Origin of the sequence: Methylobacterium frigidaeris (assembly GCF_022179185.1) — a bacterium.
GTDB lineage: Bacteria > Pseudomonadota > Alphaproteobacteria > Rhizobiales > Beijerinckiaceae > Methylobacterium > Methylobacterium frigidaeris.
This window is the reverse complement of record NZ_BPQJ01000021.1, coordinates 99,662-114,037: the sequence shown is the minus strand read 5'-3', so window position 1 is coordinate 114,037 and position 14,376 is coordinate 99,662. Positions and strand designations below refer to the sequence as shown.

Below are 14,376 nucleotides of genomic sequence, written 5' to 3'. Positions count from 1 at the left end.
GCCTGCCTTTAAGGCAGGCGGGAGGGCACGAGGACCGGATCACCTTCGTGCACACTTGGCGCAAGACCTAGTAAGAGACTTGGCACGAGACCTGCAGATCCCCCCGCAGGCTGGCCTCACGGCCCGCGGGGCAAAGACGCCCGAGCCTTGGACAGGGATGTCCGACAGACTGAGGACCGGGACCGGGACGCACCGGGCCTCGCGGTCCTCACCCTGAAGCGCGTCGAAGACCCCCCGCGGGGGCTGCGTGAGGCTCCGATATGGCCAGTTTCAAGACCGTCATGAAGTCGGGTCACCCCCCGACCCTGTTCGCTGCGTTCCTGTACTTCGATTTCTGCTTCGCGATCTGGGTGCTCAACGGTGCCATGGGCCCGTTCATCACCGAGACCTACAAGCTCACACCGGCTCAGACCGGATTCATGATCTCGCTGCCGATCCTCGCTGGCGCGATCATGCGCTTCCCCCTCGGCGTGCTCGCCCAGTATATCGGGCGCAAGAACGCCGCGATCACCGAGATGTCGCTGATCGTCCTGGCGATGGCCTACGGCTTCTTCCTTGTGCACTCGTTCAACGACGTGCTCGCCATGGGCGTGCTGCTCGGCATCGCCGGCGCCTCGTTCGGCGTGGCGCTCTCCCTCGGCTCGGGCTGGTTCCCGCCGGAGCACAAGGGCCTGGCGATGGGCATCGCCGGGGCCGGCAATTCCGGCACCGTGCTCGCCGTGCTGTTCGCCCCGCCCCTCGCCCAGGCCTATGGCTGGCAGGCGGTCTACGGCTTCGCCGGCGTGTTCATGCTGATTCCGCTCGCCGTGATGATCGTCTTCGCCAAGGAGCCGCCGGACCGCGAGCACCAGAGCTTCAAGGAGCACGTCTCCTGCCTGTTCGAGAAGGACGGCTGGGCCTTCAACCTGATCTACGTCATTACCTTCGGCGGCTTCATCGGCCTGTCGAACTTCCTGCCGACCTTCTTCTACGAGCAGTTCGCCGTCACCAAGATCGAGGCCGGGCGGCTCACGATGCTGGCTGCCCTGATGGGCTCCGGCATCCGCATCCTCGGCGGCTACTTCGCCGACCGGATCGGCGGCATCCTGGTCCTCACCGTGGTGCTGCTCGCCGCCGTCGGCTCGTTCCTGATGCTCACCGCGGCGCCGACGCTGTTCGTCACCACGCTGCTGTTCATGTTCTGCTTCGCGGCGCTCGGCGCCGGCAACGGCGCGCTGTTCCAGCTCGTGCCCCTGCGCTGGCCGACCAACACTGCGGTGGCGGGCTCGATGATCGGCGAGGTCGGGGCGCTCGGCGGCGCCATCCTGCCGAACGCCATGGGCCTGTCGAAGCAGTATACCGGCGGCTTCGCGGCGGGCTTCCTGTTCTACGCCGCCTTCACGGCGGTGGTGCTCGGCTGCCTCGCCCTATGGTCGCGAAAGTGGGTCGGCGCCTGGGTCGGCCCCCGCGGCAAGGTCCTGGTCGATGCCGCGGAGTCGGCCAAGCCGGACGGCGTCATCGGGGGTGTGCAGCGCGCCTGACCTGACCGCGAAGCAGATTTCGCAAAAATGGTTGCCGGTTTTGCCACGATAATCTGAAACGAAAGAAGAATCCAAGCGGACGACTCTTTGGCTTGCCAATGCAAGTCTGCTTAGACGACATCGCGCCCGTCGCTCACCACGCGGGCGAAGACCAGCACGTCGACCGCCGCCGCCCCGCCGCGCAGCAGCGCCCGGGCGGCGGCGTTCGCCGTCGCGCCGGTGGTCAGCACGTCGTCGACGAGGAGGACCCGCTGGCCGGTCAGATGCGGCCGGCCTGCCTCCGGTACCCGGAAGGCACCCTGCAGGTTCTCGGCCCGGGCGGCACGGCTCAGGCCCACCTGCGCCCGAGTGCGCCGCACCCGGGCCAGCAGCTCGGGCGCCACCGGCACGTTGCTGCCGCGCGTAGCCATCCGGGCGAGCAGGGCGGCCTGGTTGAAGCGCCGCCACCACAGCCGCCAGCGCCAGAGCGGCACCGGCACCACGACATCGGCCTCCGCCATGAGCTCGGCGCCCGCCCGCGCCATCATCGCCCCGAGAGCGCCTGCGAGGTCGAGGCGGTCCTCGTATTTCAGCCTTTGCACCAGCCGTCGCGCCGTGGCGTCGTAGCGCGCCACCGCCCGGGCGCGCTGATAGACCGGCGGATCCGAGAGCGCCGCCGGCGAGAGCAGGCCGGGCGCCCCGAGATCGACCGAGAACGGCGTGCCGAGCCGCTCGCAATAGGGCCGCTCGATGAAGCGCATCTCGCTCCAGCAGCCGGCGCAGAGGGCGTGCGGCACCGCCGTGGCGATCCCGCAGGCGATGCAGCTCGGGGGATAGACCAGCCCGACGAGCCCGCGCAGCGCGAGACCCGGCATCCCGGCGAGGCGGCGCAGACCGGTCACGACCGCCGCTCCCCCGATCCGGAGCGTGCCCGCCCGATGCGCAGGCTTGCCGTTCCGGATGGCGGAAATCCGTGGCTCATCGGGCCGACCTGCTGTGTTCGAGCGGGGACAGCATAGAGCAAACGCTTAGCCGTGACCATTTCTCGGGCGGGAGGCATTGCATCGCGGCAGTGGAGGCCGCAAGATTAGGCATAACAAGGGCAACGAGGAGGAAACGATCATGACAATGGCCCCGACTCAGTCCCGGCCGCTCGACATGCTCGATGCGTCGCAGCAGAAGCCTCTCCAGGCCCCGCTCGGTGCACGCGACCTCGCCGATGGCACCGAGGCCGTCGCCATGCGGGGCGACTCCGCTGATCAACCCGACGTCTTCTGCCCCGCTGTCGTGTCGATCGAGGACCAGCGGGCACGAGCGCAGCAGGAGTTCAAGCGGATCTGGGATCTCTGCACACTGACGCATTAGAGCCTCGTCCCGATACGGCTCCCCGCCGATCACGGGGCGATATCGAAGGCCCGGAATCGTGATCCGTCGCGGCTCCGCGGCCGCTCAGCGCGGACGTCCCGTCGGCCGCGCCCCGAGGGCGGCGAGCGCGTCGTGGTGCAGCAGCAGCACGTCGGTCGCCGCCGCCAGCTTGCGGGCCGCCGGCGTGAACCCGGCATTCGACACCACGGCGGCGCAATCGGCGCTCCAGTAGCTGCGGGCCGCCACCACCTCCTGCACCGCGCCGTTGCCGACCGGCTTCGCGTAGCGCTTGCACTGGACCACCAGCCGCACCCCGTCCCGCTCCGCCACCACGTCGGCGCCCTGGTCGCCCGCGGCCTTCGTGGTGCGCGCCTCCCAGCCGGCCCGCTCGAGCAGGGCGGCGCAGTAGCGCTCGTAGGCGAGCCCGTCCTCCGGCAGCGCCTCGGCCTCGTCCGGCGCCGCGACGCTCAAGGACGCCGCCTCGACGATGTCCAGGATCTCGTCCCAGCGCGGCTCGATCAGGTCGCCGTAGCCCGCGGCCTCCAGCCGCGGCAGCACCGTGCGCTCGGCGAAGTAGCTGCGCTCGCGCAGCCAGCCATCGAGGATCTCGTTGCCGTAGGGATCGACGTAGCTCTCCTGCCGGCGGCGCAGGGCGAGGGTCTCGCGGTGCCGGCGGGCGATCGCCCGGACCCGCCGCCGGAAGCGTCCGCCGCGCCCGAGCCGGTGCACGACCAGCGCCAGCACCGCCAGACCGGCGACGGCGAGCGCCTTGGGGCCGAACCACAGGCTCGCCGCACCCCCGGCCACGATGGGCCAGAACAGGCGGTCGGCGAGGCTGGAGGGGCGGCGCATCGGCATAGAGTCTCGGGCAAGTTTCTCGAGAACGACGCTCGTGCCGCGCGGCGCGGCCGAATGGTCCGGACTCTCTGTCGGACCTCCTTGTCCCCAGCCTAAGACACCGTCTGTCCCCGGACTCATCCACAGCAGAACGCGTCGCACTCCCCACCGACGGAACGCGCGGCGCGCAGCCTCACGGGAGCGTGTCGAGGCAAGGCCTTCGCGGCGCTTGCATTCGGGCCGCCGGGCATCCGATCCTGGCGTTTCGCCGGTGCCCGTCCGGGCCGGTGCAGGGGAGTCCCCGGATGAGATCACGCGTCGTCGCGCTTCTCGCCTGCCTGCTCGTCGCGGGAACGGCCGGCCCCCCCGTCCGGGCGGGGGGCGACCCGGTCGAGGTCGACGTCGCCCTGGTGCTCGCCGTCGACGTCTCCCTGTCGATGACCGGCGACGAACAGGCGGTCCAGCGGGAGGGCTATATCGAGGCGTTCCGCAATCCGGCGGTGCACCAGGCGATCCGCCAGGGCATGGTCGGGCGCATCGCCGTCACGTACGTCGAGTGGGCGGGCGTCGGCAACCAGCGGGTCGTGGTGCCCTGGACGCTGATCGCCGGGCCCGAAGAGGCGACCGGCTTCGCCGAGAAGCTGGGCCAGAGCCCGCCCCGGCGCTCGACCTGGACCTCGATCGCCAGCGCCATCGACTTCTCCGCCGGCCTGCTCGCCGGCAGCGGCTTCGACGCGACGAGGCGGGTGATCGACGTCTCGGGCGACGGCCCGAACAACCAGGGCCGTGCGGTGACCAAGGCGCGGGACGATGCCGTCGGCCAGGGCATCGTGATCAACGGCCTGCCGCTGATGATCCGCGAGCCCAGCGGGCCCTGGGACATCAAGGACCTCGACCTGTATTACCGCGACTGCGTGATCGGTGGCAGCGGCAGCTTCATGGTGCCGGTGCGCGAGCGCGACCAGTTCGCGGCGGCGATCCGCACCAAGATCATCCGCGAGGTGGCGGGGCGCGAGACCGAGCCGCTGCTGCGGCGGGCGCAAGGCGAGCCCCGGGCCAACTGCTTCGTCGGCGAGCGTCCTAATCCCGACTGGGATTAGGACGCCCAGCCAATACAAGCACAGCGTGTATTCTCGGGCGCCGTTCCGGCCCGCCCGCGGATTAGTCCTCCGCCTCGTCGTGCCCGATGCTGCCGCCACCGCGCTGGGATTTACGCCGCTGCTGCCCCAGACCCATGGTCTTCGCCAGTTCCGATCGGGCCGCCGCATAGTTGGGCGCTACCATCGGATAGTCGGGCGAGAGATTCCAGCGCGTCCGGTAATCCTCGGGCGACAGACCGTAGCGGGTGCGCAGGTGGCGCTTGAGCGATTTGAACTTCTTGCCGTCCTCGAGACAGACGAGATAGTCCGGCATGATCGACTTCTTGATCGGCACGGCCGGGGTGAGGGGCTCGGACGGCTCGGCCACCGCGCCGCGGTTGAGGCCGTCCAGCGCGGAATGGACCGAGGTGATCAGGCCCGGCAGGTCGGCGACCGGAACCGAATTGTTGCTCACGAAAGCCGCCACGATATCCGCGGCGAGCCCGATATGGTTCGTCGACGCCTCACTCTCACTCATCACAACGGCCCTCTGTTCAGGGTAGATCCGCAAGACGCTTCGACATTCCCTCTTCAGGACTCGGTTGCCGCAGGGCCTGCCTGTCTTTGCTAAACGGTGCAACTATGATGTCGGCGCCGGAACTGCAAGGAAAAAAGAAGCAACGCCGGCTCGCGGTCAATCGCTCGCCGAATTTCTTGTTGAGGCCGGTTGCAGGGTGAGGTTGTGCTGCACTCACCGTTGGCGGGAGGGCCGTCCAACTCGGCTGAGGGTGAAGCGCCGGAACCATCCTCTTCGGCTCATGTCGCGCACGTGACGACAGCACCTTTCGGACGAGAGGAAGAACATACATCGTTGGTGGATAATGGCGGGCAGCAGGATGCGCCACGGCGGCAGCAACCGTGAGGTGGTAAGACGTCCACCGATGGTTACCGGCGCATATGATGTCTCGCGATCTCATCATGCGCGAGGAGATCGGTCGCGAATCGCGATCCTCGCGCGGCCGCGTTCTCCGATCCCTGGCTGCGGACCGGGTTTTCGATCAACGAAAGTTAGCGGCTTGGCGGCGATGACCGGCGAAAGCGGACATCCTCCGGCCCGCAATGAGCCGATGACTGAGGCGTGACGGCGCGCGAGATCCGGGGGAGGGCGCGCCGGTCTTCGCGAAGCGGCCCCGCTTCGCTCTCAGGCGGCGGCGCGCCCGGCGCGCGGCGCGTGCTCTAGGGCGGCGACTGCCAGGACCTGGTCGCGCCCGCGCACGGCGTGCTCGCCCAAGGGCCGCGCCCGCACGCCGTCGGGCAGGCGCGGCAGCTTGGCCAGGAGGTCGCCGGAGATGAGCACCGGCGCATCGAGGGTGCGGCACAGGGCCTCGAGCCGGGCGGTGACGTTCACCGCATCGCCGAAATACGCGATCTTGTGCCGGTCGACCCCGACCTCGGCGGTGACCACCGGCCCGCCATGGAGGGCGGCGCGGATCCGCGGCACGGCGCCGAAGCGCTCCTGCCAGGCCGCCGCATCCCGGGCCAGGCTGTCCTGGATCGCCAGCACGCAGGCGACGCAGCGCGCGCCCTGGAGCCCGCGGGCCATCGGCCAGGTAATCATCGCCATGTCGCCGATGAAGTCGTCGGTCGAGCCCTGGCAGCGCCGCACCGGCTCGGCCAGTGTCGCGAAGACCGCGCCGAGGAAGGCCTGGGTCTTGAGGGCGCCGTGCGTCTCCGCGTAGGCCGTCGAGCCGACGACGTCGATGAACAGGAAGATGCGCTCCTCCTCCACCGGCCGGTGGTAGCGCCCGACCAGCAGGTTGACGAAGACCTCGGCGCCGATGAGGTCGCGCATCCGCACCACGAAGACGAGGAGCGCCGACACGGCGAGCGCGTAGACCAGGACCCGGAGCGAGGGCACCACCGCCACCGCGAAGGGCTCGGGGCTGAGCCCCGTGCCCCAGACGATCACCCCGCCGGTGGCATGGCCGAGCGTGATCATGCCGACATAGGCGAGCTCGGCGATCGGCACGTAGAGGAAGGTCGGGAGGCGGCGCAAGCGCGCCTGCAGCCGCGGCAGCAGGGTGCCGCGCTCCATCAGCAGCGCGCAGGCGCCGATGAAGAAGCCGTGGATCGCCGCGACCAGCGGGATGCCGTTCTGGAACAGCGCGTCATAGAGCAGGCCCGCCCCAGCGCTGAGCAGCAGGATGCCGATCCAGAACCAGGCGTGCTGCGGGATCGGCAGCCCGGCCGCCCGCCAGGATTCGGCGAGACGCGCCGGGAAGCCGGCTTGCGCCGCCTCTCCCGGTGAGCTGCGGTCGACGGGGCCGGCTGCGGGCACGGTGATGGTCTCCTGCGGCCGGTGCGGCTCGAGGTCCGGCCCACGGCGCTGCGGCAATTCAACCGCCATTCGCGCCGTTTTGAGGGCATCGGCAAGGCCGAAATGCTCACCACCCCGGATGGCGCCCGGACCTCCGCGAGACTTGGTGAAAACTATGGAACCGTCGTCTTGACCGTGGCGTTCGTAGCGCGATTCAACGCTGAAGCCTGGAGACCGGCATGTCTTTCCGCCTCGCCACCCTCGCGACCCTCGCCGCCTTGGTCACGGTTCCGGCTCTCGCCGAGGACGTGACGGTGATCCGTCGTGACTCCGCCCCGGTGGAGCGCAGCACCGTCATCGAGAAGCGCTCCGTCGAGTCGACCGGATCGGTCGGCGGCTGCGAGACCAAGACCGTCAAGAAGACCAACGAGTTCGGCGACAGCAAGACCGTCCACAGCGAGCGCTGCGACTAACCTGACGGGAGGGCGGCCCGCGCCGGGCCGCCCCAATCAGAGCTCCGGGCGGCCCGCGCCGGGCCGCCCATCACCGAATGTTACTTCAGCAGACGGGCCAGGGCCTTGCCCGCCGGAGTCCGCATCTCCTTGGCGTCGAGAGTGCCGTCGTTGTCCGGATCGGCGAGCTTGAAGCGGGCCTCGACCAGGGCGAGGTACTCGTTCTTGTCCAGGGTGCCGTCATTGTCCGGATCGGCCTGCTTCATGTCCTTGCGGCTGACGCGACCCTGCAGCTCCTTGGCGTCGAGGGTGCCGTCCGCATCCTTCTCGAGCTTGTCGAACACCGCGCCGGCCGCGGCCTTGGTCTCGGCGAGGTCGATCGTGCCGTCCGAGTCCGTATCGACGGCCGCGATGGTGCGATCGGCCTTCGGCTTGGCCTCGGCCGAGGCGGGCAGGGCGAGCGGCGCGGCCAGGACGGCAGCGAGCAGAAGGGTCCGGTTGAGGGTCATCGGGGAAGCTCCGTCGAAGGCCGGGCGCCCGATCCTGTCTGGCAGGCGAGACCCGGGATAATCTGGCAGTCGGATACGTAACCGGGCAGCGAAGGTTTGCAAGTCCGATTCACGCTGGGTAAGAAGTCAGGCCTCCACCCTTTCGGCCAGGACCTTGTCGACCCGGCGCCCGTCCATGTCGACCACCTCGAAGCGCCAGCCGCTGCGCTCGAACCCGTCGCCGGCGGTGGGGATGCGGCCGAGCTGGAAGATCACGAAGCCGGCCAGCGTCGAGAAGTCGTCCGTATCGGGCCGCTCGGCAAGGCCGAGGCGCTCGAAGGCGTCGACAACCGGCATCATCCCGTCGATCAGCAGCGAGCCGTCCTGACGCTCGACCACCATCGGCTCCTCGTCGTCGGTCTCCGGGATGTCGCCGGCGATCGCCTCGAGGAGGTCGGTCTGGGTGACGATGCCCTCGAGGTCGCCGTACTCGTCGACGACGATCGCCATCCGGACGGGCTTGGCCTTGAAGGTCTCGAGCACCCGCAGGATCGGCATGCCCTCGTGCACGACGATCGGCTCGCGGATGATCGCATCGAGGGTGATCGGCGCCCCGTCGAGGAGCTGGTTGAGCACGTCCTGCTTGCGCAGCACGCCGACGATCTCGTGGATCTCGCCCCGGCTCGCCACCAGCTGCTCGTGGCGACAGGCCCGGATCGTCTCCAGCACCGCCTCGCGGGGATCGTCGACGTCGATCCAGTCGACTTCGTGGCGCGGGGTCATGATGTCCCGCACCCGCCGTTCGCCGATGCCGAAGATGCGCTGCACCGCGGCCTGCTGAGCCTCCTGGATCAGTCCGGCCTCCTGGCTCGCCGCGACGAGGAGCGAGAGCTCGGCGGTGGAGTGCAGCGAGCCCTCGCCGGAGCCCGGCTGCAGGCCGCATAGGCGCAGCACGCCGTTGCCGAGCCCGTTGAGGAAGGAGATCGCCGGGCGGAAGACCAGCAGGAAGAGGCGCAGGGGCCGCACGATGGCGAGCGCCGTGCGCTCGCTGCGCTGCAAGGCCAGGCTCTTCGGCGCCAGCTCGCCCAGCACGATGTGCAGCGAGGTGATGACCACGAAGGAGAACACCACCGCGACCGCGTGGGCGCCGACCGTGCTCACGCCCTGCGGCAGGAAGGCCAGCAGCGGCTCGATCAGGTGGGCCAGGGCCGGCTCGCCGACCCAGCCGAGGGCGAGCGACGAGATGGTGATGCCGAGCTGCGTGGCCGCCAGATGCGAATCCAGGTTGTCGACCGCCCGTTGCAGGGCACCCGCATTGGCTCGCTTCTCGGCTACGAGCTCCTGAACCCGGCTGCGCCGGACCGCCACCAGGGCGAACTCGGCCGCGACGAAGAACCCGTTCGCGAAGACCAGGAACACGATGGCGAACAGGCCGAGGCCTGTCCCCCAGGGACTGTCGGAGAAAATCACCGCCTCCCGTGGCGCGACCGGCCGCTCCCGGGCTGGGGCGCGGCCGGCTCCCTCATAGCAAGTCTGACCCCCGGAGCCTATCCGTCAGAAAGCGTGACGGCGCGCTCCTCCACGGCCGATGCCGCCGAGTAAGAGGGAAAACGTCCGACGTCGTTTTGCGGCGCAACATCTGGCCTCGACCGGCGGTTTCTGATAGGCGCGCCCGAAATTCCTGTGCCGGCTCGGATTCCGTTCCGGGCCCGCCCCACGACCGAAAGACCCGGTGTCATCATGGCGAGCGACCTGTCCCGCATCTCCCGCGCGCTCCTCTCCGTCTCGGACAAGACCGGGCTGGTGGAGTTCGCTCGGGCGCTTGCCGCCCGCGGCATCACCCTGGTCTCGACCGGCGGCACCCACCGGGCGCTCGCCGAGGCAGGACTGACCGTCACGGAAGTCTCCGACCTTACCGGCTTCCCCGAGATGATGGACGGGCGGGTCAAGACCCTGCATCCCGGCGTGCATGGCGGGCTGCTCGCCGTCCGCGACAACCCGGAGCATCAGGCCGCCATGCTGGCCCACGGCATCGCGGCGATCGATCTCCTCGTCGTCAACCTCTACCCCTTCGAGGCCACGCTGGCGGCGGGCAAGCCGGCGGCCGAGTGCATCGAGAACATCGATATCGGCGGGCCGGCGATGATCCGCGCCGCGGCCAAGAACCACAAGGACGTGGCGGTCGTGGTCGACGTCGCCGATTACGGCGCGGTGCTCGCCGACCTCGACGCTCATGACGGCGCGGTCACCTTCGCCACCCGCCGCCGGCTGGCCCAGAAAGCCTATGCCCGCACCGCCTCCTACGACGCCGCCATCTCGACCTGGCTCGCCGGCGAGATCGCGGCGGCGCCCGAGGCCCAGACCTTCCGGGCGCTCGGCGGCACCCTCGCCCAGGGCCTGCGCTACGGCGAGAACCCGCACATGAAGGCCGCGTTCTACCGCACCGCCGGCGCCCCGCGCCCCGGCGTCGCGACCGCGCGCCAGCTCCAGGGCAAGGAACTCTCCTACAACAACATCAACGACACCGATGCCGCCTACGAGGCCGTGAGCGAGTTCGACCCGGCCCGCACTGCCGCGGTGGTCATCGTCAAGCACGCCAATCCGTGCGGCGTCGCCGAAGGCGCGAGCCTCCTCGATGCCTACGAGCGGGCACTTCGCTGCGACCCGGTCTCGGCCTTCGGCGGCATCGTCGCCCTCAACCGCACGCTCGACGCGGAGGCGGCGCGGAAGATCGTCGAGATCTTCACGGAAGTGATCATCGCTCCGGACGCCACCGAGGAGGCGGCCGCGATCGTGGCGGCGAAGAAGAACCTGCGCCTCCTCACGACCGGCGGCGTCGCCGATCCTCGGGCGCCCGGCCAGGTCTGGCGCACGGTCGCCGGCGGGTTCCTGGTGCAGGATCGCGACAACGCCGTCGTCGACGACATGCTGCTCAAGGTCGTGACCAAGCGGGCGCCGAGCGAGGCCGAACTGTCGGACCTGCGCTTCGCGTTCCGGGTCGCCAAGCACGTGAAGTCGAACGCCATCGTCTACGCCAAGGACGGCGCCACGGTCGGTATCGGCGCCGGGCAGATGTCGCGGGTCGATTCCTCGCGCATCGCCGCCTGGAAGGCGGCGGAAGCCGCCAAGGCCGCCGGCCTGCCGGAGAGCCTCGCCCGCGGCGCCGTGGTGGCGTCCGACGCGTTCTTCCCCTTCGCCGACGGCCTGCTGGCGGCGGCCGAGGCCGGCGCCACGGCGGTGATCCAGCCCGGCGGCTCGATGCGCGACGACGAGGTGATCCGTGCCGCCGACGAGGCCGGCCTCGCCATGGTGCTCACCGGCCACCGTCACTTCCGGCACTGATACCGCCGCACCTTCGAACGGACGCGTTCGAAGGCGCAAGGCAAGCCCGAATGGGCGCCGGCGCTGATGCGCCGGTCGCCTTCGCAGCGACGCGTCGATGCGAAGGCGCGAGGGTATGAGACCCGCTCACGCGGCCGCGGGTTCGGCGACCGCCCCTGCGACGGTCTCGGGCGCGGCGCAGGTCCGGTTGCGGCCTCCGCGCTTGGCCGCGTAGAGGGCGCCGTCGGCCCGCCGGAGCAGCGCGCCCAGGTCGCCGCCGCCCGCCGCGATCCCGATGCTCACGGTGACGCGGAGCGGTGCCCCGCCGGCGCGGAACGGCTCGGCCTCCGTCGCCGCCCGGATGCGCTCCGCCAGATCGGCACCGGCGCCGGCCAGCCGGGGTGGCAGGAGAAGCAGGAATTCCTCCCCGCCCCAGCGCGCCGGCAGCGCGCGCGGACCCGCGACGTGCCGCAGGCGCGCCGCGAACTCGGCCAGCACGGCATCCCCGGCCTCGTGACCGCTGCCGTCGTTGATCGCCTTGAAGTTGTCGATGTCGGCGAGGAGGACCGCGGCGGGCCGCATCCGGCCCTGCTCGATTGCCTGGAACACCCCGCGGCGGTTCGTCAGGCCGGTCAGCGGATCGGTGGTCGCGAGCTCGGTCAGGCGGGCGTTGCAGCGCTCGCCCGCCATCGCCAGGAACCCGACATAGATCAGCACGCTGCAAGCGTGATCGATGAGCAGGGCGGCGTTGGCGCTCTGCGCGTCGTCACCGACCTCCCGGCCGGCGAGGAAGAGGGCGACCGAGGTCGCGAACGCCGCCAGGTAGACGCTCAGCCCGCTCGCCGCGACGTAGCGCGACCATTCCGCGCCCCGGCTCCGGTTCCGCGCCAACTCCCGCAGCGTGGCGACGATGAGGACGATCAGGACCGCGAAGGCGCCGGTCAAGGCGCCGGACCGGCCGAACCCGAGCTGCAGCGGGACCGCGAAGGCGAGGCCGGGCAGCACGGCGGCGAGGGTCGCGCCGCGCAGGTCGATCGGCAAGCGATGGAACCGCCGCATCCCGCTCCAGCACAATGCCAGGCTGCCGCCGAAGAAGGCATGCGCGACGGCTCCCTCAAAGGGTGTGAGCGTCCGGCCGCTGCCGCCGTCGCCGTAATGGATCAGCGTGCCGATGATCGAGCAGGCGACGCTCCCGCTCCAGTGCAGCAGGCATGGCTCGTCCCGCAGCCGCAGCCCTGAGACCAGGAACACGACAACGTAGCAGCAGCGCGCCGTGACGCCGGCAAACAGCAGGGTCGGGACATCCAGGGTCATGACCAGTCTCTCGCTGTCCGACGGCCGCAGCGTCATGCCGACATGAACCGGCACGGGACCGTCCGACGACGGCCGACGCTGCCGTTTAACCCAAGGGGAGTGCCAAAAAGATTACTCCGACAGCTCAATCCCGACGGGAGTCGGCGCCGCAGCGCCGCCCGGGCGCTCGCGCCCGCCGCGCGTGAATGGCCGTTGACGGGCGGCCCGTGCTTGCGCCAAGCGTTGCCGGTGGCCATCGGGTTCGGCGCGTGCGATGGTCCAAGCCGAACTGCATGGCGCAATTCTGCTCGGGCTCCTGATTTCGCATCCTGCTTGCCGCCGAACCGGTGACCACGTCGGCACTGGCCGACCTGGCCGGCCAACGTGGCCGGCGGAATGATGCTGAGGCGGACCGTATCGTGAGGCTGAGCGAACATCCCCTGCGGTCGCGGGTGCTGGCGGAGGTGCATGCCCGGCCGTTCACCCCGGTCAAGACGCCGCGCCGCTTCCTGCACTACGCCTTCCTGACCGACGGCGAGGCGGCCGCGTCCGACCGCGACGCGCTGGAAGCCTACTGCACCGGCCTTGGCCATCCAGGCCCGGCGCCGGGGGCCAAGCAGCACCGGGTGGTCTTCTCCGGCGCCGTCCTTCGCTGGGAGAGCCACAGCGAGTTCACCACCTATACCTGGGAATACGGCGACGCCCTCGGCCACGCCTTCCAGCCCCAGCCCGACGCGCTGGAGGGCGCGATGGGGGAGGTGGCCCAGCCCGGCCCGCTCCTCGTCGCGGTCGACCTGCACCTCCTGCCCGCGGTGGATGGCGGGCTGCCGTCTGAGATCGTCTCGACCTTCAACGCCGCCTCGCTGGCGATGGCGGAAGCCGAGGGCGGGGCGGCGGTGATCGCCACCGATTTCCAGCCCGATCCGCACGGCTACGTCCGCATCGTGGTGGCCGACCGGCGGCTGAGCCGGCTCGGCGCCGGCGCCCTGGTGCAGCGCCTGCTCGAGATCGAGACCTACCGCACCCTCGCGCTCCTCGGCCTGCCGGAGGCGCAGAGCCTCGGGCCGACGATCCGGCGGATCGAGACCGAGCTGCCCACCCTGATGGAGGCGATGCGCACCAGCGAGGGCTTCGCCGAGAACCACGCCCTCCTCGACCAGCTGATCGCGCTCGCCGCCGAGCTCGAGGCCGGATCGTCGCGCACGATGTTTCGTTTCGGCGCGACCCGGGCCTACGACGAATTGGTGCGCCTGCGCCTCGCGGCCGCCGCCGAGCACGCGCTGCCCGGCCAGACCAGCTGGTCGACGTTCCTCGCCCGGCGCTACAACCCGGCGATCCGGACCTGCCTGGTGACCGCCGACCGCCAGGACCTGCTGTCGCGCCGCCTCGCCCGTGCCGCGCAGATGCTGCGCACACGGGTTGATATCGAGCTTGAGCGCCAGAACCAGGCCCAGCTCCAGGCGATGAACGACCGGGTCCGGCTGCAGCTCCGCCTGCAGCAGACCGTGGAGGGGCTCTCCGTCGCGGCGATCACCTACTACGTCGCGAGCCTCGTCCACCACGTGCTGGAGGGCGTGCACCATGCCGGCGTGCCGGTGGATGCGACGGTTGGGACGGCCCTGGCGGTGCCGCTGGTGCTGGTGGGCGTGTGGTGGACGGTGCGGCGGATCCGGCGGATGCACGCCGACGGGGGTCATTAAGGAAATGACCGGGTTCCACGCGGGA

General features: G+C 70.3%; 13 protein-coding genes. 6 read left to right on the top strand and 7 right to left on the bottom strand.

What is annotated here, in order from left to right:
* Positions 1 to 260: 260 nt before the first annotated feature.
* Positions 261 to 1,520, top strand: coding sequence for an MFS transporter (locus tag MFF64_RS21320; RefSeq protein ID WP_099908459.1), 1,260 nt, complete (start codon positions 261 to 263; stop codon positions 1,518 to 1,520).
* 110 nt (positions 1,521 to 1,630) lie between these two features.
* On the opposite strand, the gene MFF64_RS21315 is transcribed toward MFF64_RS21320, so the two are convergent.
* On the bottom strand, positions 1,631 to 2,374 hold the full coding sequence (locus MFF64_RS21315) for a ComF family protein (RefSeq protein WP_099908475.1): 744 nt from the start codon (positions 2,372 to 2,374) through the stop codon (positions 1,631 to 1,633).
* Between the two features lie 247 nt (positions 2,375 to 2,621).
* Between MFF64_RS21315 and MFF64_RS21310 the strand changes: the two genes are divergently transcribed.
* Positions 2,622 to 2,864: a hypothetical protein gene (locus MFF64_RS21310; protein WP_099908461.1), complete on the top strand. Its 243-nt coding sequence runs from the start codon at positions 2,622 to 2,624 to the stop codon at positions 2,862 to 2,864.
* 84 nt (positions 2,865 to 2,948) lie between these two features.
* Here the strand turns inward: MFF64_RS21310 and MFF64_RS21305 are convergent, their stop codons facing one another.
* Complete coding sequence (locus MFF64_RS21305; RefSeq protein WP_099908477.1) at positions 2,949 to 3,716, bottom strand: restriction endonuclease; 768 nt, start codon at positions 3,714 to 3,716, stop codon at positions 2,949 to 2,951.
* A gap of 290 nt (positions 3,717 to 4,006) precedes the next feature.
* Here MFF64_RS21305 and MFF64_RS21300 point away from each other — a divergent pair, with 290 nt between their 5' ends.
* Positions 4,007 to 4,801: a DUF1194 domain-containing protein gene (locus MFF64_RS21300; protein WP_099908464.1), complete on the top strand. Its 795-nt coding sequence runs from the start codon at positions 4,007 to 4,009 to the stop codon at positions 4,799 to 4,801.
* A gap of 61 nt (positions 4,802 to 4,862) precedes the next feature.
* On the opposite strand, the gene MFF64_RS21295 is transcribed toward MFF64_RS21300, so the two are convergent.
* Positions 4,863 to 5,318 (bottom strand): Ros/MucR family transcriptional regulator, encoded by a 456-nt coding sequence (locus MFF64_RS21295; RefSeq protein WP_099908466.1) that lies wholly within the window; start codon positions 5,316 to 5,318, stop codon positions 4,863 to 4,865.
* A gap of 663 nt (positions 5,319 to 5,981) precedes the next feature.
* A complete protein-coding gene (locus tag MFF64_RS21290) occupies positions 5,982 to 7,022 on the bottom strand; it encodes an adenylate/guanylate cyclase domain-containing protein (protein ID WP_238192353.1) in 1,041 nt (346 codons plus the stop codon).
* A 314-nt stretch (positions 7,023 to 7,336) separates the two neighbouring features.
* Here MFF64_RS21290 and MFF64_RS21285 point away from each other — a divergent pair, with 314 nt between their 5' ends.
* Positions 7,337 to 7,570 carry a hypothetical protein gene (locus MFF64_RS21285; protein WP_099908470.1) on the top strand — a complete coding sequence of 78 codons (234 nt, stop codon included), beginning with the start codon at positions 7,337 to 7,339 and terminating at the stop codon, positions 7,568 to 7,570.
* 80 nt (positions 7,571 to 7,650) lie between these two features.
* Here MFF64_RS21285 and lanM read toward each other — a convergent pair whose 3' ends face one another.
* Both lanM and MFF64_RS21275 read right to left on the bottom strand, forming a co-directional pair.
* Positions 7,651 to 8,058: a lanmodulin LanM gene (gene lanM / locus MFF64_RS21280; protein WP_099908472.1), complete on the bottom strand. Its 408-nt coding sequence runs from the start codon at positions 8,056 to 8,058 to the stop codon at positions 7,651 to 7,653.
* A gap of 126 nt (positions 8,059 to 8,184) precedes the next feature.
* Positions 8,185 to 9,507: a hemolysin family protein gene (locus tag MFF64_RS21275; RefSeq protein WP_099908473.1), complete on the bottom strand. Its 1,323-nt coding sequence runs from the start codon at positions 9,505 to 9,507 to the stop codon at positions 8,185 to 8,187.
* Positions 9,508 to 9,777: 270 nt separating this feature from the next.
* Here MFF64_RS21275 and purH point away from each other — a divergent pair, with 270 nt between their 5' ends.
* Positions 9,778 to 11,379, top strand: coding sequence for a bifunctional phosphoribosylaminoimidazolecarboxamide formyltransferase/IMP cyclohydrolase (gene purH, locus MFF64_RS21270; RefSeq protein ID WP_238192349.1), 1,602 nt, complete (start codon positions 9,778 to 9,780; stop codon positions 11,377 to 11,379).
* A 126-nt stretch (positions 11,380 to 11,505) separates the two neighbouring features.
* Here the strand turns inward: purH and MFF64_RS21265 are convergent, their stop codons facing one another.
* Positions 11,506 to 12,672, bottom strand: coding sequence for a GGDEF domain-containing protein (locus tag MFF64_RS21265; RefSeq protein WP_238192348.1), 1,167 nt, complete (start codon positions 12,670 to 12,672; stop codon positions 11,506 to 11,508).
* A 398-nt stretch (positions 12,673 to 13,070) separates the two neighbouring features.
* Between MFF64_RS21265 and MFF64_RS21260 the strand changes: the two genes are divergently transcribed.
* Entirely contained in the window at positions 13,071 to 14,351 is a 1,281-nt protein-coding gene (locus MFF64_RS21260) for a DUF3422 family protein (protein ID WP_099898992.1), read from the top strand.
* The last annotated feature ends 25 nt before the right edge of the window (positions 14,352 to 14,376 follow it).

Coding starts and splice junctions, on each gene's coding strand:
- MFF64_RS21310 (WP_099908461.1), top strand. CDS start 2,622: ATGACAATGGCCCCGACTCAGTCCCGGCCGCTCGACATGCTCGATGCG.
- MFF64_RS21295 (WP_099908466.1), bottom strand. CDS start 5,318: ATGAGTGAGAGTGAGGCGTCGACGAACCATATCGGGCTCGCCGCGGAT.
- MFF64_RS21305 (WP_099908477.1), bottom strand. CDS start 3,716: ATGCGCCGCCCCTCCAGCCTCGCCGACCGCCTGTTCTGGCCCATCGTG.
- purH (WP_238192349.1), top strand. CDS start 9,778: ATGGCGAGCGACCTGTCCCGCATCTCCCGCGCGCTCCTCTCCGTCTCG.
- MFF64_RS21300 (WP_099908464.1), top strand. CDS start 4,007: ATGAGATCACGCGTCGTCGCGCTTCTCGCCTGCCTGCTCGTCGCGGGA.
- MFF64_RS21320 (WP_099908459.1), top strand. CDS start 261: ATGGCCAGTTTCAAGACCGTCATGAAGTCGGGTCACCCCCCGACCCTG.
- MFF64_RS21285 (WP_099908470.1), top strand. CDS start 7,337: ATGTCTTTCCGCCTCGCCACCCTCGCGACCCTCGCCGCCTTGGTCACG.
- MFF64_RS21265 (WP_238192348.1), bottom strand. CDS start 12,672: ATGACCCTGGATGTCCCGACCCTGCTGTTTGCCGGCGTCACGGCGCGC.
- MFF64_RS21315 (WP_099908475.1), bottom strand. CDS start 2,374: ATGCCGGGTCTCGCGCTGCGCGGGCTCGTCGGGCTGGTCTATCCCCCG.
- lanM (WP_099908472.1), bottom strand. CDS start 8,058: ATGACCCTCAACCGGACCCTTCTGCTCGCTGCCGTCCTGGCCGCGCCG.